This is a genomic window from Wenyingzhuangia sp., from assembly GCF_039768515.1.
Taxonomy (GTDB): Bacteria; Bacteroidota; Bacteroidia; order Flavobacteriales; family Flavobacteriaceae; genus Wenyingzhuangia.
On the sequence record NZ_JBDNAI010000136.1, the window covers coordinates 1 to 11,468 of the forward strand.

Consider the following 11,468-nt stretch of genomic DNA (forward strand, 5'->3'; position numbering starts at 1 on the left):
CCTAGTAGAGATCTAAAGATTGAAAAACTTAATAGTCCTTGTGCAAATGCATGCAACATGGTTGCGATAGACCAAACACCAATGGAAATTGCAAATCCAATTCTAGTGCCAATCCAATCAAAGATTTTCCCAAAGAGGGCTTGCCCTCCTGCATAGGATAATATAAATACTGTAGAGATGGTACCATAAATTGCTTTGTGACCATCTTCATCCATTTCAGGAAACAATTCTTTGGCAATATCGGGCCATAAGGCTCCAAAGGCTTGTCTGTCTATGTAGTTAATAACTGCTGCTATAGCTACAAGGCCTACAACCCACCATCTTAATCCTTTTAATTTCATTATTGAATTTTTGTTTTTACTTCAGATTATAACAATATTGATATAATACTTTGAAGTGTTCTTTCATTTTTTGCTTGGCTAATTTGGGATCTCCCTTTTCGATAGCTTTAAAAATGGCTTTGTGCTCTTTGATTCCTTCATGTGACAACCCTTTATCACAAACATGATATTTCTCGAAGTTGGTAATGATTTCTGGAATAATAATGAGCATGAAGTTATTCATGGAACTATTTCCACTCGCCTTCGCAATTGCTAAATGAAATAATAAGTCTTCTTGTACGGCATCTTTGCCGTTTAATACTTTCTCTTCGTAAGCTTCTAACGCTGCTTTTAGTTCTACTAAATCTTTGTCGGTTCTTCTTAAAGCGGCCAATCTTGCGGTTTTTAACTCTAATAGAATTCTTGTTTCTACCAAGGATTTAAAATCTGGATCCTCCAATCGAAGAATGTCTTCGATCATACCATTCATGGCAATAACACCAATATTGGCAACAAATGTTCCACTTTGTGGAATGGAATTTAAAAGGCCATAAAATTCTAATTTCTGGATAGCTTCTCGAACACTACTTCTTGAAACCTCAAACTTCTCTGATAACATTCTTTCGGAAGGCAATTTGTCTCCTGGTTCTAAATTTTTCAAATTAATTAGGTCTCTAATCTTTGAAATAATTTTTTTTTGAACGTTAGAGTTCTCAGGTTTGGTAAGGATTTCGAGTTTCATAAGCAAGTTTCTTCTAGTATATTAAATCTTAGCGAATTAATTAGCAAATCTAATAAAAGTTAAACAATGTAAAAGAAACTTTTACATTGTTTAACATTAAATACTAATTAAGGCAATCTTAGAGAAACATCATCTACTCTACTTTCAACACCTGCATTGAACATGTAGATAGAAACCATTGTATTGTTTCCTGAATTGAAAGGCAATTCAACTTTTACATAGTCGTTAGAACTAGTTTGGTCTGTACCTTCAAAGGTTGCAATTGTGGCGGCTACTGCTGCAGAAGTATCGGTAAAGGAATCACCTGCTAAAACAGAAATTGTCATATGACCTGTTCCAGATGTTTTCATGGTATACCAGTACTCTAATACGTAATCTTGGTTTGGTGAAACTTCCAATTCTTGGTAAGCAATACGATCTCCTGCTGAAGGAAATTTAGCCGCTTGTGAACCTGTGTTTGTAGGGCTTGAAGTAATTTGAATTACCCCACCTAAATCACTATTTCTCCAAGAGTCTCGTCCATCTCCAGAACCACCATCTAACATTCCGTCTTCAAAACTTGCTTCTAAGATTTCTGGAAGTAAAATTACAGGTACTAAAGGCTCAACGACTTCAACATCACTTGAAAAAGTACTTGTCAATCCATTAGCATCTGAAGAAGTTAAGGTTACTGTATAAATTCCTTCTGCTGCATAGGTGTTAGAAGGCTCTTTTGCAGTAGATGTATTTCCATCTCCAAAAGTCCAAGCATAAGTTGTTGAACTTACAGATTGATTTGAAAAATCATAGGTTTGCCAATCTCCATTACTTTCCGTAGCGGAAAACATAGCTGAAGGTGGCGTTAAATCTTCAATTGAATTTGCTTCTGGAAGCACATTGTCTTCACAAGAGAACATAAATCCAGCCAAAGCGACAAGGCTCAACATTTTTAAATTAAAAATATTTGATTTTATTGTGTTTGTTATTTGTTTCATAATATTAACTATTAAATTGATTAGTAACCAGGATTTTGAGATAATAAACCATTACTTAACCCAATTTCTACTTGAGGAATTGGCAATAAAAGATCCGTTGTAGAATATCCTAAACCGTTAGCAGCAGAAAATGCAGAAAGCACATCTTGTGCCAATCCTAAACGAACTAGGTCAAAAAATCTGTGATTTTCAAAAGCCAATTCTGCTCTTCTTTCATCTGCCAATTCTTGTTTAGAAATACTTGTAACAGCATCCGTTAAACCAGCTCTATTTCTTACTGCTTGGAAAGAAGCAATTGCATTTGAACTTGTGGTACTTGCACCACCTGCCATAATCGCTTCTACGTGCATTAATAAAACATCCGAGTATCTTAATACTACCCAGTCATTCCCTGCAGATGTTGGATCTGAAGAAGTTACTGGAATTCCTAGCGCAGCATCTCCATTTGGTAAATACTTCACTACTTGATACTTTCCAGCTTGAGCTGCATCTTCTCTGTAGGACAATGCGGTTCTATTTCCTCCATGCGTATCTAAAAATGCTTTTGCATCCATCGAAACATAGTTTACACCACTAGTTCTTCCTACAGCGTTTAACCATTCTGCAGAAAAGTTTTGGCTGTCATCGTTTGAACTTGGTACATATCCAATGGCAAAAAGAACTTCGTTGTTTCCTTCGTTGTAAAAAACATCTTTAAAATCGTTCTCTAAAGAGAATCCTCTTGATGGGCTCATAATACTTTCTAATAAAGTTTGAGCTTCACTATAACGTCCTAATGTTAAATATACTTTCGCTAAGATTCCTTCTGCAGCCGCTTTACTCGCTTGGTCGTTTGCACCACCATCGCTTAAGTTGGCAACCGCATCTTGTAAATCAGATACAATTAAGTCATACACCAAGGAAGAAGAAACTCTTGTAAAAGCCGTTTCTGTATCTAATGGAGAAATCAATCCCGCTACTAAAGGAACGTCTCCAAAAAGACGTACTAAGTTAAAATACGCATAGGCTCTTAAAAACTTTGCTTCTGCAGCAAAGGCTGCTTTTTTCTCTGGAGATGCCGATTCTAATTTGTCTAAAACTAAATTCGCTCTAAAGATAACATTGTAGTAACTTCTGTAATAATCTGCAACGATACCGTTGGTAGACTCTATGGTAAACGACTCAAATTGAGCAGCTTCTCCTTCATTACTCTTTGTTTCTGTGTTATCACTTCTCATTTCAGTGAGGTAGAACTCAACCTGAACACCATGATTTAGGTTGTTGTTTGTGATTTTTAAGGCATTGACTCCTTGAATTCCATCGTAGATATTTAAAATACCAGCTTGAATTTCAGAATCTGTCGTGTAATAATTCTCGGCGTTGATCCCAGTCTCTAATTCTGGGGCTAAGAAAGTGTCCTCACATGAAGCAAAGCTCAAGGCAAAAACAGCAATTAGTAATAAATTTATTTGTTTCATAATACTTTTCATTTTAAATTATTTAATCCTTAAAACTGTACGTTTACACCTAAAGACATGGTACTAAATACTGGAGAACCTGCTCTTTGGTATCCATACGTAGTAGCGCTTGTGTTGTTTATTGATTCTGGGTTAAAACCAGTATAGTCACTTGCTGTTAAATACAATAGGTTTTGACCTGAGAAATAAACTCTCGCACTAGACATCTTCAATTTTGAAACTAAGTTTTCTGGAAGGTTGTATCCAAAATTCACATTTCTTAATGCTATGTAAGAAGCATCTTGTACAATACTGTTTGTAAAGATTTTTGCCTTGATAAATTCTTGATTTGGCGTTGTTGCTGGATCAAAATCTTGGGCACTGTTAAAGTGATTAAAAATGTATTGATCTCCCATGTTACGTACTTCTGCACCATGACTCCCTTGGAACATGAAACTAAAGTCAAAATCTCCAAATTTAAAATCATTACTTACACTCCAAACAAAATCTGGATAAGGACTACCTAAGATGGTTTTGTCATCATCATCAATTAAACCATCACCGTTTAAATCTTTTACATATACATCTTGCGCAGATGCTCCGATTGGGTGGTAAGGGTTTTTGATGTATTCTAATGGAATTTCAGTATCAACTACCCAACCATAGAAAGAAGAAATTGGGCTACCTTCCATATTGATCCACTCAGCAGCTCTTTTTGAATCTACACTTTGAATTTGTCCATTTGAATCCGCAAAATTTAACAATTCATTTTTGTTTTTAGATCCTAAGAAGGTCGTAGACCATCTAAAGTTTTCTGCTGAAATGTTTTTGGTACGCACTTCAACTTCAAAACCACTGTTCTTCACTTTTCCTAAGTTTACCAAAGCATTTGAGAAACCAGTTGTTGATGAAATTGGGTTGTATAATAATAATTGATCACTTGTTCTTGAGTAGTAATCTACAGATCCTGAAACTTTGTTACTAAACAAAGCAAAATCTAAACCTGGATTGAATTCTATTTGACGTTCCCAAGAAAGATCTGGGTTTGGAATGTTCAAAGGATTCACCACTAAAGAAGGGGTTCCATTACTAACTCCTGTTGTTGTATCGTCTAAAACTGCTAAATATGGATAGTTATCCACTAAAGGGTTTCCAGTTCTAAAGTCATTGTTCCCAGTCACACCATAACTTACTCTAAATTTCAAGTTGTTCACAAGATCATTGTCAATTAAGAAATCTTCTCTAGAAATATTCCAACCTAATGAGAATGCAAGGAAATTTCCATATTTAGTATTTGGTCCAAAAACAGAACTACCGTCTCTACGTACACTTGCAGATGCTAAGTACTTGTCTGAGTACGCATAGTTTAATCTACCAAAGAAAGACAATAAAGTTCTTTCCCATTTGTATTCATTGGTGTCTGTAATTGATTCTGCAGCACCAAGTGTTTGGTTACTATCATCTGCAAATACAGATCCCTGCATACTTTCGAAAGTTCTTCTTCTTTGTTCCAAAGAAGTACCTACTACTGCATTGATTTCGTGATCGTTAATTTCTTTTGTATACGCTAAGGTATTGTCTAACGTGTATCTTGTTGTTTTGGTTACTGTACTGTCCAATCTAGAAGCAGAAGCTCCGTTTCTGTTAGACAAAACACCTTGATAACGAGATCCTCTTGTGTATTGGTAATTTACAGATCCTGTAGTAGTATACTTTAAATCGTCAGTGATTTTGTATTTCCCATACACACTTCCTAAGAATTTGTTTCTGTATTCATAACGATTACGTTCCAAAACCTTAGCACCAGGGTTGGTGTTCGATGTATTACTAATATCGGTTCCACTTCCAGTACTTGGCTGACCTGCAACTAAATCATAGTCATCAAACATACGTTGGATTGCATAATCACCTACTTGTGCATTTGCATATTTCCCATTATCTCTGAAACGGTTAACAAACTGAATGGTATTCTCATCTAAATACAATGGTAACCAAGAAGGTTGTCTTAAGATATCATGTGTAGAACCATCAAATCTTCGCTTCACTGTAAATGAAGGATTCGCTTTAATTCCTACTGTTAATCTTTTATTGAATTTATAGTTGAACTTTGCACTTACTGCAGTTCTGGTGAAGTTATCGGTTAATAAAACACCTTCATCGTCTAAATAATTCAATGCAACATTGAAAGTCGCTTTGTCGGTACCTCCACTAGCTCGTAAAGAGTGATCGGTATACATACCTCCGTCAAATATAATGTCTTGCCAGTTGTTGTCTACACCAATTAACTGCTTCACTCTTGTTTTGTCTGAAAGCACACCTGTAGCAGCTAGTTCGCTTGCTGCAGCTTCTGCCATAGAAGTATAGTAAGCATCACTTTGTCTTGCTGTTTTAAAACCTGTAATCATGCTGTAGCTAAGTTTCATGTCGCCACTTTTACCAGCTTTGGTTGTAATCATAATAACCCCGTTACCAGCTCTTGCACCATAGATAGCTCCCGATGCAGCATCTTTTAAAACTTCAAAAGATTCAATGTTATTCATGTTTAAAGATCCTAAGAAATCTTCATCAACAACCACTCCATCTACAACTACTAAAGGACCCGAGTTACCGTTGATAGAACCCGTACCTCTAATTCGAATGGTAGGAGCAGAACCTGCTTCACCCTCGGTAGCTTGAATGTTTACCCCTGAAACTTGACCTACTAAAGCATCATCAACTCTGGCAATACCCATTTGGTCTAATTTTTCATTTTTCACTTTCGAAATCGCACCTGTTAAGTGAGATTTTTTCTGAGTACCATAACCAACAACAACAATCTCGTCTAGCGTGTTGTCATCTTCAACTAATTGAACATCAATGGTTGTTTGGTTTGAATAGGTAACACTTTGTGACGCAAAACCTAAATAAGAAAATTGGATTACATCTCCTTTGTTTACTTTGATTTGATAGTTTCCATCAAAATCTGTTGATGTACCTACCTGAGATCCTTGAACAACAATGTTCACCCCTAATATAGGCTCTCCATCTGATTTTGAGGTAACAGTTCCTTTTATTGTTGCTTCCTGTGCAAAGCCGCTTAGGCTACATAGAAGAATCGCAATAAAAAATGACTTAAGTTTAAAATTCATAATTAAGTATTTAAATTATTTTAGATTAGTGTTTGTATATTGTTTTAAAAGTTAAATACCTAATAACAAACAAATTAGGTACTCAATAGATGTGTATTTAATGGATCAACTAACTTGGTAAACCAAACTGGTTGACCAAATTGGTTGACCAAATATAGGATTATAATATTACAATCCAAAAAAAATCTTAAAAAAATGTTATTTTTTGAATTCAGAAATACCTGTCAGATTACTGCATGAAGTCTTCTCTCATTGGACTAAAGACGTCAATTAATACTCCTGCTTCTGTACAGATCGCACCATGCAATACATGTGGAGGAATGTAAACCGTATCTCCACCAGTGACCGTTTTGGTAACACCACCAATGGTAAAATCGAAAGCTCCCGACTCTACATAAGTTACTTGAGAATGGTGGTGCTCATGAAGGCTACCAACAGCCCCTACTTGAAAGTCTACTTTTACAAGCATGATTTTATCGTCATACCCCATTATTTTTCTTTTCAAACCCTCTCCGACGGTTTCCCATGCCAGGTCATCTCCAAAGATGAATTCTTTACTTGTTCCAAATGATTTCATGTTCTAATTTATTTAGTTGATTTATAATAATATGCGCCCTGAAAGCGATAGTCTTTATTGTTTATGGTCACCCTGTGCATTGTGTCTGATGCATTGTCTTCATTGGATAGAATCAATAAGCTATTTTTCTCTGAAGTAACCACTTCAATAGCTGTATAGGCTTTTGTGTCTACTAAAACTTTAACTGACTCTATAGGAGTATATGCATTGTCTGCTTTTTCTGTTACGGGATTGTAGGTACCGTGCGATGCAATTACGGAGGCAAATACAGCTTTTTTTGCTGCTTGTTTTCTAATAATTAGTGTCGGATCTTTTCGTAAATTAAATTCCGGATCATTTGCACCAATTCTTGCGAAAAGAATTTCATCCTCTTTTTGGGTTGCGGCAGTAATGGTATAAAACTTTTGATGATGCAACCATGTAAATTGAATGGATTCAGCATTGGCAATTCCCATCCCTTCGTTCCAGAGATGTTGATACCCATATTTCTTTCCTAAAGGCAGTAATTGTTTTGGTGTTTGATACGCAAAATTGGTGGCAATAATTTGACCAAAGTAATAATGCGGCAAATCAAAAGTATGCGCTTTGTTGGATTGCACTCTATTGACATCTATAATGTAAGGTTTTGCATCGTTGGCATCCTTGACCATGATCATGGTTCTGTGCAATTCCGTTCCCGGATAAGCATTGATTTCTTTGGCGCTTACAATTTGAAAATCAGGATTTGAAACATCAAACAAATATTTATCGGAATGGTTTTTACTCCCGGTTGCAAAATCATATTTAAAATGAGATGTTTGATCTTGTACAATGGTATTGTGGGCAATGGTTTGTTTGGCAAAAGTTTTGTTTTCTTTTAAATAACCTCCACCATTTTTTTGTTCTACATTTACAAAGCGAGACAGGCCATAATCTTGTAGAACCTCTTCCCCATTTTCATAGAGTGAAAATGACAATTTATCATAATGTCCATGACTTAATCCTTGTGCAGAATATTTGAAAACCAACGCGAGCGTTTCATCCTTTTTTTGGTGTCGTAAAATACCAATCCCACCCTCATCTCCTTGAGAACCATCACTTAGCTCCATGGATTGTTTGATAAACGGTTTTTCTTTGTTTGCAGATAAAGCTTCTGCAACACGCAAACCTGTTATATCTAACTGTACTTTGTTTTGTTTTTTTGCGACGGACAACAGTGCCGGGTCCTGATTCCCGTAATAATAAGCAATATCAACTGCTGAAACCAAAGAAGCAGTATAGTAGGACATTCCTTTTTGACCGTCATTCAATGGGAAAAACTCTCCATCTGCGTCGGTAAGGTTTAACAAGGCATCAACTGCTTTCATTAAAACACCTTCTTTGTATTCGAAAATTTTTAAGTCTGGTTTTTTATTTTGAAGTGCTTCAGCAAAAATTAAAAAGGGATACATTGCATATCGTTGGTAATAAGGGCCTTCGGTATAAAATCCGTCTGGCGAAAACGGGGAATCTAAATTGGCTAAAAATCCTGCTTTTCCATCCTTATCGAAGATAAAACCGCCATCATTGTCTTTTGCTTTTAAATCTACATCTTCTTTTTTTAACCCATAGAGGGCTCTATTGACGAGTTCGTCATCATTCATCACCAAACCAATCATACCCACGGCAACATTTCCCCAGGTAGAATGATTGTGAACACGATTGAAATATTGTGGTGTTTCAACAGAAAGAAAATCAGCATAAGGACGAAACAAGGTTTTGTTCAAATAGTCCGACTGTTCTTTTGGCAACCAAGAATAGATACAATCATAGGCCTGACTGGTATAGACCAACCAATTGGAGTCGTTTAAACATTGCCAAAAAATCTTACCTCTAGCGTAACTTCGCATCTGCGGATGTCTTGGTAATGTTGGGAACATCTTTGCGTATTCCAAAAGCATGTCTCTTATATAGATTGCATACTTTTGGTCACCTGTAAGCTGAAATAAAATTCCAGCTTTGTGCATCGTTGCATAATTTATTTTATGTTGTGTATGGGTATAACCACCGGCCATGTCTTTTGGAATTGGCACCGCTATTTCTTTCTCTAATGCTGCATCTACAGCTTGTTTTGCTTTTTCTAATGTGGCATCAAATAACGGAACCTTGCCTAGTTTGGATTTAATTTCTGAAACACTTTTAGTGGTCAAAATCAAATTTGGGTGTTGGTCATTGGATGCATCCACTGGGAGCTCCTTCGAATTCTTAGCACATGAAGTTATGAGCACAGCTAAAAAGAAAAGTTTTAGGTAATTATTCATTGACAATTTGTGTTTTATGTTGTGATTTATGAAATGATCTTTTTTTACTCTTTTTCAGAGGAGTTTCCGAGGTCTAAAGTAGCCGCTTTGAACCAAACTTCTGCATAACTTCCGTTTGCATATTGTCTTGTAATATCACCGGCATAGGTTTCGGATTTTGTAGACTTTCCATTGGCCTGATTGTAGGCACCTTGTTTAAAATACTGTTTTTCATTTGCATAAGCGCTTTCACGTTCAACACCCCCCCCTTTTTCTCTATTTGCATACACACTTTTTACTTGGGCTGGAATGGTTTCTTTGGTTGCAAATTCTGATTTGATTAAACTCTTTGTAAATTGAACTGTTTGATGATCTTTAGCTGTAAAAGTGAGGTGCATGATTCCTTGATCTACATTTACTTTATAACTAAATTCTTCGCCTAAAGCAATACCATCTTCGGGTTCCTTTGGAAATTCTGTTGAACTTGAGCCTACCACAGAAAAATCGTGTCCCCATACTGCAGTTGAATAATCAAATCTTCCTATGTTGTCTCCTTTTGTATTGATTTCATAATTCCAAAAAACAGAACCTTTTGTATGTCCAGGAAATTTTTTGTAGTATATTTTTAAAGGCTCGTTTTCGTGGCCTTCATCGCTATGAATTTGTCCAACAACTACGGAGAACGAAGAGGCTACAGTTGCATCTCCTGTTGTAGAAACGTGTTGCACTTTTAATGTTCCTGTTAATTTTCCGCCAGTTTCTGGAATCCAATGTTTTTTTTGTCCAAGTTCGGTTCTTGTGTTGCTAGAGGTTCTCGATGTAACACCCGCGTTTGGTGTTTTATAGACTACCCAATTTGTTTCATTTTCGGTTTCAACATAGAAAAAATTGTCTTTTGCATAATTAACCAATGAGTCTTTGTAAGTTCCATCACCTAAAAGAATTTTCCACTCATCCATAAATGAAATCACATCGCTTGGGTATATCGTTGCCTTTTTAACAGGAATTTCCGGAGTGTTTTTGGAATTATTTTTACACCCTATTAAGGCAACTAAAATAATTAAAATACAGCTTGTTTTTTTCATTCTAAATGGATTCATTTTAATTTAATACATCAAAGTCATTACAAGATTTTCTTCTGTTTTTAGTTGCCCTGAGTTGCTTAAGGTATTTTCAGACGCCACATTGTTTTTTGCGCCCCAAAGAATGGAAACAAATTTTACTTTATTGTTTGTAAAGGTATTGTTGTTGATATTCACATTTACAATTCCGTTATGATTCAGAAGTCTTTTGTTTTTTTCTTTGGCACCACAATTGGTAAATGTGCTGTTTGTAATTAAAAGGTTTCCACCAATGGTAGATTCGTCATACCCTCCTCTATAGTAATCTACAACGTTTTGTTTTACCTGGTTAAAATTACAGCCGTCAATGGTTAAATATTCGGTATTGTAATCACCTCGATCGTTTGTTTCTTCGGAGAGTTCGATCCCATTTTCACAATTCGAAATTGATGTGTTTGTAAAAGTAATCGCCTCAGAAAAAGACTGTTTGTAAACTCTTAATGCATAATTGAAGTTGCTTATTTCAGAGTCTGTAACTTCCAATCCGAAATGATTGAACATATTTTCTTTTAAACTGGCAAACGCATAGTTGGAAGCGTTTCCTTTTAATTTTATATTTTTTACAGATAATTTCCCATAAGGGTGTAATTCAAATGCTGGAGTATTTGCTGCGCCATTGTAGAAAATTTCAGCATTTGATTTGGATTCAATGGTGATTTTTTTATTGATAACTAAAGGTTTTGAAATTTGGTAAGCCCCTTCATTCAAAGAAATGATATCACCATTTTCTGCTTCATTAATTTTGGCTGTCAATTCCGAAACAGAAGAAACTGTATGTATCTTGGTTGCTTTGGTTGCTACTTGATTAGAAAACCAAGTGGCGCCATATTTTGATTTATCTAAAAGATCTAAGTTCAGATTTTTAGCATTTAAAATAGCCCCTATTTTGTTTGATTTCTCCCTAGATTCTCC

The 11,468-nt window shown here is 35.8% G+C and carries 9 protein-coding genes; all 9 read right to left on the minus strand.

The features are described from left to right. A partial coding sequence (locus ABF281_RS08590) for an MFS transporter (protein ID WP_347181266.1) occupies positions 1 to 341 on the minus strand: 341 nt, incomplete at its 3' end. Positions 342 to 357: 16 nt separating this feature from the next. After that, entirely contained in the window at positions 358 to 1,062 is a 705-nt protein-coding gene (locus ABF281_RS08595) for a FadR/GntR family transcriptional regulator (RefSeq protein WP_347181267.1), read from the minus strand. Positions 1,063 to 1,169: 107 nt separating this feature from the next. Further along, the gene (locus ABF281_RS08600) at positions 1,170 to 2,036 is read right to left on the minus strand and encodes a PKD domain-containing protein (RefSeq protein WP_347181268.1); all 867 of its coding nucleotides are present in this window, start codon (positions 2,034 to 2,036) and stop codon (positions 1,170 to 1,172) included. Between the two features lie 20 nt (positions 2,037 to 2,056). Further along, on the minus strand, positions 2,057 to 3,493 hold the full coding sequence (locus tag ABF281_RS08605; protein WP_347181269.1) for a RagB/SusD family nutrient uptake outer membrane protein: 1,437 nt from the start codon (positions 3,491 to 3,493) through the stop codon (positions 2,057 to 2,059). 29 nt (positions 3,494 to 3,522) lie between these two features. After that, positions 3,523 to 6,600, minus strand: coding sequence for a TonB-dependent receptor (locus tag ABF281_RS08610; RefSeq protein WP_347181270.1), 3,078 nt, complete (start codon positions 6,598 to 6,600; stop codon positions 3,523 to 3,525). A 229-nt stretch (positions 6,601 to 6,829) separates the two neighbouring features. Further along, entirely contained in the window at positions 6,830 to 7,177 is a 348-nt protein-coding gene (locus ABF281_RS08615; protein WP_347181271.1) for a cupin domain-containing protein, read from the minus strand. 8 nt (positions 7,178 to 7,185) lie between these two features. Beyond that, positions 7,186 to 9,456: an alginate lyase family protein gene (locus ABF281_RS08620; protein WP_347181272.1), complete on the minus strand. Its 2,271-nt coding sequence runs from the start codon at positions 9,454 to 9,456 to the stop codon at positions 7,186 to 7,188. Positions 9,457 to 9,500: 44 nt separating this feature from the next. Next, a complete protein-coding gene (locus ABF281_RS08625) occupies positions 9,501 to 10,520 on the minus strand; it encodes a polysaccharide lyase family 7 protein (RefSeq protein ID WP_347181273.1) in 1,020 nt (339 codons plus the stop codon). A 21-nt stretch (positions 10,521 to 10,541) separates the two neighbouring features. Next, positions 10,542 to 11,468: DUF4957 domain-containing protein (locus ABF281_RS08630; protein WP_347181274.1), on the minus strand; the 927-nt coding region annotated here is incomplete at its 5' end.

Excerpts from the sequence above, each read along its gene's own strand:
- ABF281_RS08610 (WP_347181270.1), bottom strand. The coding sequence starts at position 6,600 with ATGAATTTTAAACTTAAGTCATTTTTTATTGCGATTCTTCTATGTAGC.
- ABF281_RS08615 (WP_347181271.1), bottom strand. The coding sequence starts at position 7,177 with ATGAAATCATTTGGAACAAGTAAAGAATTCATCTTTGGAGATGACCTG.
- ABF281_RS08620 (WP_347181272.1), bottom strand. The coding sequence starts at position 9,456 with ATGAATAATTACCTAAAACTTTTCTTTTTAGCTGTGCTCATAACTTCA.
- ABF281_RS08605 (WP_347181269.1), bottom strand. The coding sequence starts at position 3,493 with ATGAAACAAATAAATTTATTACTAATTGCTGTTTTTGCCTTGAGCTTT.
- ABF281_RS08595 (WP_347181267.1), bottom strand. The coding sequence starts at position 1,062 with ATGAAACTCGAAATCCTTACCAAACCTGAGAACTCTAACGTTCAAAAA.
- ABF281_RS08600 (WP_347181268.1), bottom strand. The coding sequence starts at position 2,036 with ATGAAACAAATAACAAACACAATAAAATCAAATATTTTTAATTTAAAA.
- ABF281_RS08625 (WP_347181273.1), bottom strand. The coding sequence starts at position 10,520 with ATGAAAAAAACAAGCTGTATTTTAATTATTTTAGTTGCCTTAATAGGG.